Below are 15,191 nucleotides of genomic sequence, written 5' to 3'. Positions count from 1 at the left end.
GATGTGGGGGCTGAACCTTTTATATTCTAAGGAATCCGCGGAGGATTACTTGCGACGCTTAGCAGGAGCCTTCTTCGTCGTGGTCTTCTGAGCAGGCTGTGCAGCAGGCTCTTCGACTGCAGCGGGAGCAGCCTTTGTGACGGTGAGGTCAAGCCCCTGAAGGAGACCCGTGATGTCAGGCAGCGTAGCACCATCTACGTTGAGCGTGCCAGCTTCGATAGCATCGTGCTTGTCGTTCATCTTGAGCTGATAGTAGATGCTGCTGAGCATAGCCTTGATGTTGTCAGGGCGCGTCTTGTAAGCGATCTCGAGAACAGGTACTGCAGCACGGAGGAGGTCATCAGCCGTCTTGGCCATAGCAGCCGTGACATTCGTGTTCTCGTAGATCTTAGCAGCAGCCGTGTAGAGGCCAGCACCGAGGTAGACTACAGCGTTAGCGTTGTTGGCATCAGCCTTAGCAGCCTTGTAGTACCACTGGAGAGCTTCCTTGAGATCCTTTTCTTCTGCGAGCGAACCCTTGACGAGGAGAGCCGTAGCATCGTTAGGATTAGCAGCGATACGATCGTCGAGGACCTTGTTAGCCTCAGCGCCCTTACCAGCCTTCTGGTAGGCGGTGACAAGGTTTACGAGGAAGTAAGGCTCTTCAGGAGAAGCCTTGACAGCTTCGACGAGGACAGGGATAGCACCTGCAGTGTCCTGCTTAGCGAAGTAAGCAGAGATAACCCACTGATGGATATCCTTGGGGTTGAGAGCGAAGGAACCGAAGCGGTTGTAGAGGGAGATGACGCGGTCATAGTCCTTCAGCGAGCTGGCAGCACCGATAGCATAGTAAGCTGCGTTCATCGCGTTGGAGTCGATAGCAGCGACATCCTTGTCTTCAGCGAAGAGAGGAGCCTTCTTCACGTCGAGGAACTTCTCGAGAGCGTCGACGCCCTCAGCGTACTTGTTGCTCTGGAGGAACCAAGCGCCCCCGTTGAAGAGCTGGAGGTAGTCGTTGTGCAGGACTTCCTGGAGCTTCTTCGTGTACTTGAGGTTGACCTTACCCTTATCGTTGGGCTGGCTTTCGAGCTCATAGACCTTGAGCCAAGAAGGCACAGAGGCGGTGAGCGCCGTGTACATAGCCGTACGGTCAGCGTTCTGGTCGATAGCAGCCTGCTTGAAGCCTTCGGTGTAAGCCTTGTTTTCGATCAGACCAGCTACATACCACGTATAGGGGTCATTCTTCGTCTCATCGTTAGCGAGAGCTTCGGTGATGAGGCGGCGAGCTTCGGCGAGGTCTGGCTTGTCTGAAGAAGCGATCTTCTCAGCAGACTTGACATTAGCAACCTGAGCGAAAGCTCCAGCGGAGGTCAGGAGACCTACGGCGATGGCACAAACTAATTTCTTCATCTTCATTTAGGTGTTAGTGTGTCTTGTTATTGATTGTCTTCGGCGAGGGCTCTGTCGATGAGCTCTTGTGGGAGCTCGCTCTTGGTGCCCTCTTCTTCTCTGATTGGAGTTGCGGATTCGTTTTCGGGGAGAGACTCTGCATCAAAAGCCTCCTCGTCGGAGTCTTCCTCGGTGAGGACCTGGCAGACGGAAGCGATCTCATCGCCACGCTTCTTCAGATCGATGATGCGCACGCCCTGCGTAGCACGACCCTGGACGGAGATATCACGAGCGTGGACACGGATCGTGATACCACTCTTATTGATGATCATCAGGTCGTGCTCATCGGTGACGGGACGGATAGCTACGAGCTCACCCGTCTTATCGGTGATGTTGAGGGTCTTGACACCCTTCGTGCCACGATTCGTGATACGGTAGTCCTCTACAAGAGAACGCTTACCATAGCCCTTTTCGCTTATCACGAGGATGGTCTCCTCGGTATCCTGAGGTACGGTGATCATACCGATGACCTCATCACGGCCGTCAGCATCGAGCGTCATACCGCGTACACCCGTGGCATTTCGGCCCATAGCGCGGACAGTAGATTCGTTGAAGCGGACAGCGCGACCGTTACGGTTCGCGATGAGGACTTCGCTATTGCCATCGGTCAGGCCGACACCGACCAGCTGGTCATCGTCGACGAGGTTGATGGCGATGACCCCGTTGGCACGAGGACGAGAGTACGCCTCGAGGAGGGTCTTCTTGATCGTACCGCGCTTGGTGCAGAAGATGAGGTAATGCGAGTTCACGAACTCAGTATCACGCGTCAGGTTCTTCACGCGGATGAAGGCATTGACGCGGTCGCCTGCCTCGATGTTGAGGAGGTTCTGCAGGGCACGGCCCTTAGCGTTCTTAGCGCCCTCGGGGATCTCATAGACCTTGAGCCAGTAGCAGCGGCCCATCTGGGTGAAGAGCAGCATCGTCTCGTGCATCGAAGCCGAGTAGATGTACTCGATGAAGTCTTCGTCGCGCGTATCACTACCCTTAGCACCGACACCGCCACGAGCCTGTGAGCGGAATTCGGAGAGCGGAGTACGCTTGATATAACCGTGGTGGGAGATCGTGATGACCATATCGTCATCAGCGTAGAAGTCTTCGGGGTTGAATTCCTCAGCCGTGTAGATGATCTCGCTGCGGCGCTCGTCACCATACTTCTCCTTGATCTCAAGGAGCTCTTCGCGGATGAGCTGTGCACGCAGTTCCTTGTCAGCGAGGAGAGCCTTCAAGCGCTCGATCTCCTGCATCAGAGCAGCGTACTCTTCCTTCAGCTTCTCACGCTCCAGACCGGTGAGGGCACGCAGACGCATATCCACGATGGCACGCGCCTGAATGAGCGAGAGGGAGAAGCGCTCCATAAGCTTCTCGATAGCTTCCTGAGGCTCACTGGCAGCACGGATGATGCGGATGACCTCGTCGATATTGTCGACAGCGATGATCAAGCCCTCGAGGATATGGACACGCTCCTCGGCCTTGCGCAGCTCAAACTGCGTACGGCGGTAGACGACATCGTGACGGTGCTCGATGAAGAGCTCAATGAGGTCACGAAGGTTCAGCAGCTGAGGGCGGCCCTTCACCAGCGCAATATTATTGATGCTGAAAGAGCTCTGCAGTGCACTCATCTTGTAGAGCTTGTTCAGCACTACGCCTGAGTTCGCATCACGCTTGATGTCGATGACGATACGGATACCCTTACGGTTTGATTCGTCTGCGATACCAGAGATCCCGTCGATCTTCTTGTCGTTGATCAGATCAGCGATCGCCTTGACCAGCTCGCTCTTATTGACCTGATAGGGGATCTCGGTGACGATGATACGCTCGTGGTTGTTGTGCTCCTCGATCTCGCAGCGGCTGCGGATGACGACACGGCCACGACCGGTCTCGAAGGCTTCACGCACCCCGGCATAGCCGTAGATGATCCCGCCCGTGGGGAAGTCGGGAGCCTTGATATAGTTGATCAGCCCAGCGGCATCGATATCCCCCTTGTGGTCGATGTATGCCACACAGGCATCGATAGACTCGGAGAGGTTGTGCGGTGCCATATTCGTAGCCATCCCGACGGCGATACCAGCTGACCCATTGACCAGCAGGTTAGGGAAGCGAGCGGGGAGGACGGTGGGCTCGACAGTAGAGTCGTCGAAATTATTCTGGAAGTCTACCGTATCCTTGTCGATATCTCGGATCATCTCGCTGGCCAGGCGGTTCAGGCGAGACTCGGTGTAACGCATCGCAGCGGGAGAGTCCCCGTCGATCGACCCGAAGTTCCCCTGCCCCTGGACGAGAGGATAGCGGAGGTTCCAAGGCTGGGCAAGACGTACAAGCGTCCCATAGATAGAGGAGTCCCCGTGTGGGTGGTAGTACTTCATGACCTGCCCGACAGCGCTGGCGCACTTACGGGTGGGCTTATCATAGGTATTCCCATCCTCGTTCATCGCATAGAGTACACGACGGTGGACGGGCTTGAAGCCATCACGCACATCGGGTAGAGCACGTGAGACGATGACCGACATAGAGTAGTCTATGTAGGCAGTCTTCATCTCATCCTCGATGTTGATGTCTATAATTCTGTCTTCTCGATCCAGCATTCTTATTTTGAAAAGTAAGTTTAGCCTTGATAGTAACGGCCAAAAGGCACCTACTACCAAGGCTCTAAGATACTACTTTTTGAGCAAACGACCCGCATCGCCACAAGGGATCCGAGCCTTATACACCTACTCATCAGCCGACGAGGGAGGTTACCTCACCCGAAGAAGCGCATCAGCCCATCCCCAGCGAAAACCGACGCCCGCATATAGACCTCTGGTGCAAGCATCTACGAGGGCGCAAAAGTGACCAGTACTGGTCACCGAGGGAAGTAGTACTGGTCACGCTTCGGATCAGTACTGGTAACTATATGTGACCAGTACTGGTCGCTGCGTCGACCAGTACTGGTTCGTTTTGCCTCTCCACGAGGGCAGTAGAAAAGAAGACGCCACTGCCCATCCCACAAGGGGGAGGACAGTGGCGTCTTCGCCTTTATCCGTTTCACCCGTCAGCGACGGGAGTAAGAGAGTCTTACTTCACTTCTTCGAAGTCAGCATCGGTGATGTTGTCACCAGCAGGCTGAGAGGAGGAGGCACCAGCGGCAGGATCAGCAGCACCAGCAGCGTTAGCGTGGCTGTACATCTCTTCGCTTGCAGCCTGGAAGGCAGCCTGTACCTCAGCAGAAGCAGCGTCGATACCTTCGATATTCTGAGCCGAGTGAGCTTCCTTGAGCTTAGCAAGGGCAGCTTCGACAGCAGCCTTCTTGTCAGCGGAGAGCTTATCACCGAATTCCTTCAGCTGCTTTTCCGTCTGGAAGATGAGGCTATCAGCCTGGTTCAGCTTCGTGATACGCTCGGTCTCCTTCTTGTCAGCTTCAGCGTTAGCAGCAGCTTCGTCCTTCATACGCTGGATCTCAGCGTCAGAGAGACCGCTGGAAGCTTCGATACGGATCTTCTGCTGCTTGCCCGTAGCCTTATCGAGAGCCGTGACGTTGAGGATACCGTTAGCGTCGATATCGAAGGTCACTTCGATCTGAGGCGTCTGACGAGGGGCGGGAGCTACCTCGAGCTTGAACTTACCGATGCTCTTGTTGTCCTTAGCCAGTGAACGCTCACCTTGCAGGACGTGGATCTCTACCTCGGGCTGGTTGTCGACAGCCGTCGTGAAGATCTCGCTCTTCTTCGTGGGGATCGTCGTATTGGCATCGATGAGGCGCGTCATGACACCACCCATCGTCTCGATACCGAGAGAGAGAGGCGTGACGTCGAGAAGAAGGACATCCTTGATCTCACCCGTCAGGACACCGCCCTGGATAGCGGCACCGACAGCGACGACTTCGTCAGGGTTAACGCCCTTAGAAGGAGCCTTACCGAAGATCTTCTCTACGATCTCCTGGATAGCAGGGATACGCGTAGAGCCACCTACGAGGATAACTTCGTCAATATCGCTCTTAGAGAGGCCAGCGTCACGCAGAGCCGTTTCGCAAGGAGCGACACAAGCCTGGATGAGGCGGTCAGCCAGCTGCTCGAACTTTGCGCGAGTCAGCGTACGCACCAGGTGCTTGGGCACACCGCCTACGGGCATGATGTAGGGGAGGTTGATCTCCGTAGAGGTCGTGCTGGAGAGCTCGATCTTAGCCTTCTCAGCAGCTTCCTTCAGACGCTGCATAGCCATAGGATCCTGACGGAGGTCTACACCTTCATCAGCCTTGAACTCTTCGGCGAGCCAGTCGATGATCACGTGGTCGAAGTCATCACCACCGAGGTGCGTATCACCATTGGTAGAGCGTACTTCGAAGACACCATCACCGAGCTCGAGGATCGAGATATCGAACGTACCACCACCGAGGTCGAAGACAGCGATCTTCATATCGCGGTCGCTCTTGTCAAGACCATAGGCGAGCGAAGCTGCCGTAGGTTCGTTGACGATACGACGGACGTTCAGACCAGCGATCTCACCAGCTTCCTTCGTAGCCTGACGCTGAGCGTCGTTGAAGTAAGCAGGTACGGTGATGACTGCATCCGTGACCTCTGCACCGAGGTAGTCCTCAGCCGTCTTCTTCATCTTCTGCAGGATGATAGCAGAGATTTCCTGAGGCGTGTAGAGACGGCCGTCGATGTCGACACGAGGCGTGTCGTTATCACCACGCACGACCTTATAAGGTACGCGGGCGATTTCGTCCTTCACTTGTTCGAAGGTCTCACCCATGAAGCGCTTGATCGAGTAGATCGTCTTCGTGGGGTTCGTGATAGCCTGACGCTTTGCGGGGTCACCTACCTTACGTTCGCCACCATCGATGAAGGCGACGACAGAGGGAGTCGTGCGCTTACCCTCGCTGTTAGCGATGACGATAGGTTCGTTCCCTTCGAGTACGGAGACACAAGAGTTTGTAGTCCCGAGGTCAATTCCAATAATCTTTCCCATAATATTCTTTTGTCTTTTATCTTGTTTCTGTTATTGTTCTACTTTTCGAGCTTCAGCTGCGTCCTCCGTCGTAGGGTGCCCGCCTGCCGACTGCCTCACTGAGGGAGGCACTTGGTCAAGGGGCGACACCTATGAGGAGTCTAACAACTCACACTCACGCCCTACTTATGTCAAAGGCTATGCCAAAAAGCATACGCCACGAGAGTACGCCAAATTGTCACACTCACCTAAACACATCGTGTCATTTATACTACAGAGAGGCTGGCATACTCTCTTCATCTGCCCCTTCTACCCCGCGTATAGATACAGCGCGCCCCAGTGTGACAGGACTTACCTATCAGCACTGGGGCGCGCTGTACTCAATGAGGGAGGAGTATAATTACAGCTCCAGCTCGAGACCGATCTGCAGCTCCTCGGGAGCGAAGCGCAAGCCGAAGCCCGAGGAAGAGAGGCCGGCTTCTTCACCAGCACCGAACTTATCACGATAGCCGATAAAGCCAAGACGCAGGCACAGGCACAGGCCCTTGGTCAGGTCGACACACGCACCAGGGCGCAGACCGACTTCCCAGCCCTTCACACCGCCAGAGGTAGAGAAGCCGAAGCCACCATCAAGATAGAGGTTGAAAGGCCCGCGGTGCATATAGTAGTAGCGAGCAAAGGGGCGTAGTGCCCAGAGACTCTCGCTTTCACCATTCCCCTTCTGATACTGGTAGGTCCCGACGACACCGAGGCCCCAATTCTCATTGAAGAGGTAGCCAACCTCAGGGGAGAAGTCGAATGTCGTAGTCTTGGCCTTATTGTCTTGCCAGAAGGAGACGAGCCCACCGAAGACCCAGCGCGCACCGTGTTCGTCGGGCGTAGAGGGATCTCCATTGGGGAAATACTGCTGTGCGACAAGAGGAGTAGCGGAGCCTAAGAGAAGAGCGACCAGCGCCCGACGGCCCCAAGCACGTAGAGTTTGTAATTTCATAGCTACTACAGTAGTTTGGATGAATAATGTTAGATGGTAGGGCAAAGGTACAAAAGACCGCCCAACGAGCGGATAGCTCACCCATATACAGCAGTCCTCCCAAGCAAGCGGCGCATACCGCTTGGGAGGACTGTCTTCCTCTTCTACGCAAAGAGGCGGGTAAGGGATAGCCTTATCGGCGAGCTGCCGTAGTAGCAGCCTGCGTGCGAGGGAGCAGGACAATGCTATCTCCCGAGAGACGTGTCTTGAGCCACTCCTGGAAGCGAGTGGCATCGGCCGAAGTCCAGCTCTTCGAGTCGTCTACAGCAAAGACCGCCGTGACGAAGCGACGGGTAGCAGTCGTGTCACGCTGCACCTCGACGGTACGTGCTAAGCTCAGCGAGCGCACGGCAGGGAAGAGTACCGCCAGCTCGGGGCGGATAGCTTCAGCCACCTCCTCGCATCGGGTATAGGCATTGAGCTGCTGGGTAAGCGCTGCATTATCAGCCGAGAGCTCGAGGAGCTTCTGATGCTCGCTCTCCTGACTGTAGGCGCGCTGCGCCAGCTGACTACTGAGCGCCAGCAAGCTATCCGAAGCTCCCCCCTGAATCACTGAGAGCTGATAGCCACCGAGACCATAGTGCTCCATATTCTCCGATGCTGACCTCTGCTTCTCCTCCGTGATCGCACGCCCTACGGCTATGACGCGTAGCTCCTTCGTCGTAGCATCTGTCCCTGAGGAGAGGATCTGCGTCCCGGGCTGTTCCAGCTCTGAGGAGATGAAGCGGCGAAGTCCATTCTCGAAGATACTCGTGCGGATGATATTGATCGTCATAATGACCGCAGGGATCGTCGTCGCGATGACGATGAGCATCAGGATATTTCGGGCGCGCTTAGCTCGCTCAGGGGAGATGAACTCATGGTAGTGGAAGCGTAGCATTCGCACCCCGAGAGCTGTCGCCAAGCCGATGAAGACTGTATTGATGAAGAAGAGATAGAGGGCCCCGAAGAAGAAGTTCAGCTGCCCCGTCGCCAGTCCATAGCCCGCCGTACAGAGCGGAGGCATAAGTGCCGTAGCGATAGCGACCCCTGGGATCACATTCCCTCCGCGGCCACGAGTCGAGAGGGCGATGATCCCCGCAGCACCACCGAAGAAAGCGATGAGTACGTCATAGATCGTCGGCGTAGTACGTGCCAGCAGCTCCGACTGTGCCTCCTCCAGCGGACTGATGAAGAAGTAAATCGCAGCGGTGAGTACGCTGATAAGCGTAGCGATACTGAAGTTCTTCAGCGCGCGCTTCAGCAGGTCAAGGTCATTCGTCCCCACAGCGAGCCCCATCCCGATGATAGGTCCCATGAGCGGGGAGATGAGCATCGCACCGATGATGACAGCAGTCGAATTGACATTGAGACCGAGCGAAGCGATGAAGATCGCTGCGATAAGGATCCAGAGATTAGCTCCACGGAAGGACACCCCACGGGTCACCTCCTCGATGATCACCTGCTCCTCATCCAGATTAGGGCGTAGATTGAAATAAACTCTTATTCGATCGAACGTATTCATATACTCTGTATTTATTATAGTGACTTTGACTTTCGGGGAGCACACTCCCCCACCCAGCTTAGTTAGCCTGAGTCAGCTTGTAGCCCAAGCGTGCCAAGCCCAGCGCTACTCCGATGCGATAGAGACCGAAGAGCGTACGTGCATAGAGCTGGAATGCCATGGGACTCGATGGCTCGGCATTCTCATGACGAAGCTGCGTAAGCGCCAGCTCTGCCAAGCGACGCACCAAGTCGGTATAGCGCTTGGCTTCCTCCGAGCCGCGTAGCATCCCGAGGACATCCTCGAGCACATATTCGTCCAGCTCATCCCAGCCGCGTGCATCACGGAGCTGCGTATAGAGCGCACTACCCAGTGGCTGATAGCGCTGCCAGTCTTCATCCCACAGCACGGCCATCGCCATACCGACGAAGGTCATCCAGCCGAGCGACACCAGCGGGTACTGCTCGAAGTCGGGCACGGCACTGGCCATATAGGGCTGTGCCAGCGCGGGCCACAGCTCGTCGAGGTCTGCCGTCTCTAAGAGGGGACCACGAAGAAACCCCTCCTGCTGTGCAAGCTGCAGTAAGAGGGGCTGAAGTTCACTTGTATATTGCTCGAGGTAGGCTTCCTGTTCGCTCATCGTCTTCTGCTAAATAATGAATTAGGGTTCACAAAGATACGGCATTCACCCCAGCAGAGAAAAAGTACCATTCTCTTGAAGAGAAAAGCGCCTTCTCGTAGTGGTTTTCCTCTGTCTATGTACGTAGTCTTAAAGACCAGGCACGTCAGTCCAAATATCCACGTACGTAGATATTAGGACCACGTACGTAGCCCAAACTTATCTGCCACTCCTCCACAACTTTTATCCCTACGCAGAGCAACAACCTAATAGAGGTTACTTCACAAAGCTATATAGCATTCTTCGCCATCCTATATAGCTCTACCCACGTACTCATATAGGAAGAGGGTGCGAACCTACATTGGTTCGCACCCTCAAGAAATAGTAAGGTACTGCACCGCCCTCTATCGAGAGCGGGCGAATGTGGGGCTATTAGCTCTCGTAGCCCTCTGCCAAGCGCAAGACGTCGCCGAAGACACCACGTGCCGTGACGGCAGCACCGGCTCCGGCCCCTTGGATGACGATGGGCTGGCTACCATAGCTCTCCGTGTAGATCTCGAAGCAGCTATCAGCACCACTCACGCGCCCCAGTGGCGACGTACGGGAGACGAGACGGAGCCCCGCCGAGAGCGTCGCCTCCTGACGCACATCATCCCAGACGATATCCCCGACATAGCGGAGTACTTCATCGGGCTTAGCCGTAGCACGTAGCGCTTCGATGGAAGCCTCCAGCTCACCAAAGCGCGCCCAGAAGTCCTCCAGACTCAGCGAGCGCAAGGCCTCGGGCACGGGATTCTCCCAGCGAACATCCGAGAGTTCGGCGGGTACATCCAGCTCACGCACGAGGATGAGCACCTTGCGCGCTACATCCTCCCCGCTGAGGTCCTCGCGCGGGTCAGGCTCAGTGAGACCAAGACGTGCCGACTCCTCGACGATGGAGCGGAGCGAACGCTCGGGCTCCTCGGTGAGGCGGTTGAAGATATAGCTGAGACTTCCCGAGAAGAGCCCGTGAATGCGTGTGATCCGTTCGCCCGAGAGGTGCAGGAGCTTGAGGTTGTCGATCAGCGGGAGGCCCGCACCGACATTCGTCTCATAGCGATAGCTACGGCGGTGACGCTGGAGCGTATCCCGCAGGTAGCTGTAGTCGGCATAGGGTGCGATGTTCGCCTTCTTATTCGAGGAGACGATATCGAAGCCTTCAGCCGCATAGCGTGCGTAGTGCGAAGCGATGACAGGGGACGAGGTATTGTCCACGAGGATCATATTCTCCAGCGCCTGACGCTGTCCGTAGCTGATGATTGCTTCGGCAAGGTCACCCGAGAAGGGAGCACGCTCCAGCTCGGTCGCCCAATCTGCCTCCACACCCGAAGGACTAAGCAGAAGATGGCGTGAGTCTGCGATAGCGAAGATGCGTAGGTCGATATTCTTCTGTGCGATGAGGAGCTCACGCTGCTGGATAATCTGCCCGATGAAAGCACCACCGACCGTACCGTGACCGATGACCGCCAGATGAATGCGCTTGGGACGCTCAAAGAGCTCGCCGTGGATGACCTTCAGCGCCTTCTCACGCTCTTCATCATCACGCACCAGGAGGCAGAGGGTATTCTCCGGCACCGAGTTGCTGAGGAGGATAGGCAGGATGCGGTTGCGGACAAGAGCACGATAGGGGCGGTCGAACTCCAATAAGTTCAGCCCGATGATGGCGACCACTGCCAGCCCCTTCTCCGCATAGATCTTAGTCACATGACCAGTCTCGAGGTCGTGGTGGAACTCCTGCACGAGGGCTTCCACTGCGCGGTCGGCCTCCTCCTCGTCGACGACAATCGCCGTACCACGCTCCGTAGAACCCTGAGCGATGAGGCTGACACTCACCTCTGCGGCCTCGAACGAGCGGAAGATGCGTGCATCAATCCCCGAGCGCCCAAGCATATTGCGCCCCTCGAAGTGGATGAGCGCCTTACCCGAGAGCGAAGCCAGCGCACGCACGACCTTATCCCGTGGATGGGCCGTGACGAGTGTCCCATTCGACTCCTCACCATAACTGAAGGTATTGAGCACACGCAGTGGGATACCCCGCTCCTGCAGCGGCTCAATCGTCTTGATATGGAGGATCTCTGCGCCGAACTGCGATAGCTCCGCCGCGTCGGCATAGGAGAGTTCGTCGATCTTACGTGCTTCGGCTACGACACTGGGGTTGGCCGTATAGATGCCATCGACATGCGTGTAGTTCTCCATCAGCGAAGCCTCGAGGAAGTTCGCCAAGAGCGCTGCGCTGTAGTTGCTCCCATTGCGCCCAAGCGTCGTGCGACGCCCAGCCTCATCACGAGCGATGAAGCCCGTGACGATAGGTATCACTCCTGCGGGAAGCCCAGCGAAGAGCGCACGACAGCGCTCCCGTGAAGCCTCGGTAAAGACCGAAGCCGATCCGTAGTGGGCATCCGTCACGAGGAAGTCACCCGAGTCAATCGCCACGGCTTCGTAGCCACGGTCCTTGAGCGCCTGAGCGACATACTGCGACGAGAGGACTTCGCCATAGCTCACGAGTTCATCCGCAGTACGAGGAGAGCATTCGCCCAAGAGCGAGATCCCCGAGAGGAGGCGCTCCAGCTGCACACGCTCTGCCTCGAAGCGAAGCGTGGTATCCTGACACTGATGTTCCCAGAAGGCTTGGAGGGCTGCTTCGTAGGGCTCACCAGCGCAAGCCTGCTCCGCGAGAGCGAGCAGGGCATTAGTGCTCTTACCGCGCGCTGAGACCACGACGACGGGAGCTTCGCCAGCGCGATAGTTATCGATGATGATATCCAGCACCGTCAAGATGCCGCTACCATTATCCAGGGACTTCCCCCCGAACTTCAAGATCTTCATGCGTGAGTAGGAAAGTAAGGTCGGATGATATGATTGAGCTGCTCGTACTCCATGAGGAAGGCATCGTGCCCATGGATCGAGTGGATGACAGCGAGACTCACGTCCGCACCCAGCGCACGCAGTGCCTCATAGGTCGCTTCGGCACGGTCATGGGTGAAGAGGAGGTCACTATCGATGGAGACCAGATGGATGGCCGAACGGATGCATGCAAGCGCCTCTACCTCCTCGCAGACCCCGATAGTCGAGGTCAGGTGCGTCATCACATGGTAGGCCGAGAGCTTGAAGCGGCGTGCCAAGGCATCACCATGGTAGAGGAGCCAACTCTCGACGTCGTACTGCCCTGAGCCTGTACCCCGACTATCACGCTGAGCAGCGAAGCGCACATTGAGCGACTGAGGCGTGCGGTAGCACGACATCGCATGGATGCGTGCATCCTCCAGCGGGTGCGAGGAGTGCGCGAGGATCTGCTTCTGGATAAGCGTCTGCGTAAGTAGCCAGTCCGAAGCACGATAGTCGCAAGCGATGGGGAAGATATGCTTCGCCAGCGTTGGGGCGAGATAAGCTATCTGCCACGTAAGCGCTCCACCCATCGAAGCCCCGATGACGGCATAGACCTCCTTCACTCCCAGTGCCTCTAGACCGAGGAGGAAGAGACGAGCGACATCACGTAACTCAAAGGCCTCGGGGTCGTCCGCTTCGCGCCCGTCATAGGCGTTGCCTGGGATATTGAAGGAGAGGATCGTGTAGTGCGTCGGTGAGATAGCGCCCTCCTCGCTGATGAGCTTATTCCACCAGCCCTCGTCGCCTGTGACGGTAGAGTTGCCCGTCAAGGCGTGGCATACGAGGACCAGAGGCGCCGAGCTAAGAGGTGGACCAGCCACCTCATAGCTCAGTACGACCTCGGGATAAGACTCTCCTCGCTCGGAGCGAAAGTCGGGGATAGAGACTTCGTGCAGCATCTTACTTCGTCGCCTTCTTCAGTGCTTGAGCCAGGTCTGCCTTGAGGTCTTCGATACCTTCGAGGCCGATGGAGAGGCGCACCAAGTCGGGGGTGACACCTGCCGAGCGCTGCTGCTCCTCGGAGAGCTGACGGTGCGTCGTGCTGCTGGGGTGAATGATGAGGGACTTCGTGTCGCCGAGGTTAGCCACGATGCGGAAGATCTCCGTATTATCGACGAAGCTCTTAGCAGCCTCATAGCCGTCCTTCAGACCGAAGGTGATGATACAGCCGAAGCCTCCCTTGAGGTAGCGGTCGCAGATCTTATGATGCTGATCCGACTCCAGACCAGGGTAGTTCACCCAAGCGACCTCAGGCTGGCTCTGGAGCCAACGAGCGATCTCAAGTGCCGACTTCGAAGCGTGCTGGATGCGAAGCGAGAGCGTCTCAAGACCCTGGATGAAGATGAAGCTATTCGAGGGACTCAGGCAGCTACCGAGGTCACGCAGCCCTTCGACACGAGCACGGACGATGAAGGCAGCAGGGCCAAACGTCTCGCTGTAGCGCAGGCCGTGATAGCCTGGGCTGGGCTCGGTGAAGTCAGGGAAGTTACCATTCGTCCAGTCGAACTTACCCGAGTCGATCACTGCACCACCCATCGCCGTGCCATTACCGCAGAAGTACTTCGTCAGCGAGTAGATCACGATGTCAGCACCATGATCGATGGGTCGGCAGAGCACAGGCGTCAGCGTATTGTCCACGACGAGGGGGAGGCCGTGAGTATGAGCAATATCAGCTACAGCGGCGATGTCGACAAAGTCGAGCTTGGGGTTACCCAGCGTCTCAGTGTAGACGAGCTTGGTATTGGGCTGGATAGCTGCCTCGAAGTTCTTAGGATCTTGGGCATCGACGAAGGTAGTCGTGATACCGAGGCGGGGCAGCGTGACGCTCAAGAGATTGTATGTACCGCCGTAGACGCTGGAGGAGGCTACGATATGGTCACCAGCACGCAGCAGGGTGAAGATCGTCGTAGCGATAGCGCTCATGCCACTTGCCGTAGCGATGGCACCGACACCACCTTCGAGGGCTGCCAGGCGCTGCTCAAGGACATCGGTCGTGGGGTTATTGAGGCGGGTATAGAGGTAGGCAGGGATCTGCAGGTCAAAGACCCCAGCAGCGTGGTCAGTACTATCAAAAGCGAAGGCATTCGCCTGATAAAGGGGCACTGCAGTGGAGCCGCAGTTTGCAGTTGGATCGAAAGCGTGGTGGAGGGCCAGGGTAGATACGTTCTTGCTCATTGTCTTCGTCGTTGTTTGTGGGGTGAATAGTAATGGGGAATAAATGGGGAGGCGCTATAAAAGCACAGCCCGCTGCAATCATGGACTGCAGCGGGCTTACGTAATATCTTGGAGATTCGACTATGCGAAGTACAGATGTGACGAGCCCGACGCAGACATCATCTGCATCATCATCATCATGGACATCATGTACGTTGTACGCTTCATCTAATACTTCTCTTCTTGAGTTTCTTTGGAGCAAAGGTAATAAAAATTAACTACGCGCCAAACCTCCCATCTCGCAGGAGCTATATATAATGTAGAGACTCCCCCAGCCCTCACGTATGACACGCACGCAGTGTGTCTCGCGTGAAGCCGTCATATTGGCCAAGGGTATATAACGAAGCGAGGCGGTGACCAGCTGGATAGCCAGTCACCGCCTCGCGATGGGTGAGAAGAAAAGATATCGACAGCAGAAGCGAGTACGCACATTCAGAAAAACCACCTAACTCATCTCTTACGTACATACTACACTAACTATACTAAAGCCCATTTTCAGAACTCCAGAAAGGAGGTGTTCCAGCCGCACCTTCCGGTACGGCTACCTTGTTACGACTTAGCCCCAGTCA

At 56.2% G+C, this 15,191-nt stretch carries 9 protein-coding genes and 1 rRNA gene; all 10 read right to left on the bottom strand.

From position 1 onward, the window contains the following. Positions 1 to 45 precede the first annotated feature (45 nt). Complete coding sequence (locus tag KO088_RS08510; protein WP_251419910.1) at positions 46 to 1,389, bottom strand: tetratricopeptide repeat protein; 1,344 nt, start codon at positions 1,387 to 1,389, stop codon at positions 46 to 48. A 26-nt stretch (positions 1,390 to 1,415) separates the two neighbouring features. Further along, positions 1,416 to 4,010 (bottom strand): DNA gyrase subunit A, encoded by a 2,595-nt coding sequence (gene gyrA, locus KO088_RS08505; RefSeq protein WP_215494380.1) that lies wholly within the window; start codon positions 4,008 to 4,010, stop codon positions 1,416 to 1,418. 469 nt (positions 4,011 to 4,479) lie between these two features. Then, positions 4,480 to 6,372 carry a molecular chaperone DnaK gene (gene dnaK, locus KO088_RS08500; RefSeq protein WP_215494379.1) on the bottom strand — a complete coding sequence of 631 codons (1,893 nt, stop codon included), beginning with the start codon at positions 6,370 to 6,372 and terminating at the stop codon, positions 4,480 to 4,482. Positions 6,373 to 6,751: 379 nt separating this feature from the next. Further along, on the bottom strand, positions 6,752 to 7,342 hold the full coding sequence (locus KO088_RS08495; protein WP_215494378.1) for a hypothetical protein: 591 nt from the start codon (positions 7,340 to 7,342) through the stop codon (positions 6,752 to 6,754). 172 nt (positions 7,343 to 7,514) lie between these two features. Then, a complete protein-coding gene (locus KO088_RS08490; RefSeq protein WP_215494377.1) occupies positions 7,515 to 8,885 on the bottom strand; it encodes a DUF389 domain-containing protein in 1,371 nt (456 codons plus the stop codon). A 58-nt stretch (positions 8,886 to 8,943) separates the two neighbouring features. Further along, positions 8,944 to 9,504, bottom strand: a complete 561-nt coding sequence (locus KO088_RS08485) for a hypothetical protein (RefSeq protein WP_060935030.1) — start codon at positions 9,502 to 9,504, stop codon at positions 8,944 to 8,946. A 411-nt stretch (positions 9,505 to 9,915) separates the two neighbouring features. Beyond that, positions 9,916 to 12,348, bottom strand: a complete 2,433-nt coding sequence (locus KO088_RS08480; RefSeq protein ID WP_215494376.1) for an aspartate kinase — start codon at positions 12,346 to 12,348, stop codon at positions 9,916 to 9,918. Continuing rightward, positions 12,345 to 13,307 carry an alpha/beta fold hydrolase gene (locus KO088_RS08475; protein WP_215494375.1) on the bottom strand — a complete coding sequence of 321 codons (963 nt, stop codon included), beginning with the start codon at positions 13,305 to 13,307 and terminating at the stop codon, positions 12,345 to 12,347. Before KO088_RS08475 ends, KO088_RS08480 begins: the two co-directional genes overlap by 4 nt. 1 nt (position 13,308) lies before the next feature. Then, on the bottom strand, positions 13,309 to 14,583 hold the full coding sequence (locus KO088_RS08470; protein ID WP_215494374.1) for an O-acetylhomoserine aminocarboxypropyltransferase/cysteine synthase family protein: 1,275 nt from the start codon (positions 14,581 to 14,583) through the stop codon (positions 13,309 to 13,311). A gap of 546 nt (positions 14,584 to 15,129) precedes the next feature. Continuing rightward, positions 15,130 to 15,191, bottom strand: a 16S ribosomal RNA gene (locus KO088_RS08465); the annotation flags it as partial.

Source organism: Porphyromonas bobii (assembly GCF_943169685.1).
Lineage (GTDB): Bacteria > Bacteroidota > Bacteroidia > Bacteroidales > Porphyromonadaceae > Porphyromonas > Porphyromonas pasteri.
This window is presented reverse-complemented; position numbering and strand designations above follow the sequence as displayed.

What these genes read in the sequence shown, in the direction of transcription:
- KO088_RS08490 (WP_215494377.1), bottom strand. Translation starts at nt 8,885, where the DNA reads ATGAATACGTTCGATCGAATAAGAGTTTATTTCAATCTACGCCCTAAT.
- gyrA (WP_215494380.1), bottom strand. Translation starts at nt 4,010, where the DNA reads ATGCTGGATCGAGAAGACAGAATTATAGACATCAACATCGAGGATGAG.
- KO088_RS08475 (WP_215494375.1), bottom strand. Translation starts at nt 13,307, where the DNA reads ATGCTGCACGAAGTCTCTATCCCCGACTTTCGCTCCGAGCGAGGAGAG.
- KO088_RS08470 (WP_215494374.1), bottom strand. Translation starts at nt 14,583, where the DNA reads ATGAGCAAGAACGTATCTACCCTGGCCCTCCACCACGCTTTCGATCCA.
- KO088_RS08480 (WP_215494376.1), bottom strand. Translation starts at nt 12,348, where the DNA reads ATGAAGATCTTGAAGTTCGGGGGGAAGTCCCTGGATAATGGTAGCGGC.
- KO088_RS08495 (WP_215494378.1), bottom strand. Translation starts at nt 7,342, where the DNA reads ATGAAATTACAAACTCTACGTGCTTGGGGCCGTCGGGCGCTGGTCGCT.
- KO088_RS08485 (WP_060935030.1), bottom strand. Translation starts at nt 9,504, where the DNA reads ATGAGCGAACAGGAAGCCTACCTCGAGCAATATACAAGTGAACTTCAG.
- dnaK (WP_215494379.1), bottom strand. Translation starts at nt 6,372, where the DNA reads ATGGGAAAGATTATTGGAATTGACCTCGGGACTACAAACTCTTGTGTC.
- KO088_RS08510 (WP_251419910.1), bottom strand. Translation starts at nt 1,389, where the DNA reads ATGAAGAAATTAGTTTGTGCCATCGCCGTAGGTCTCCTGACCTCCGCT.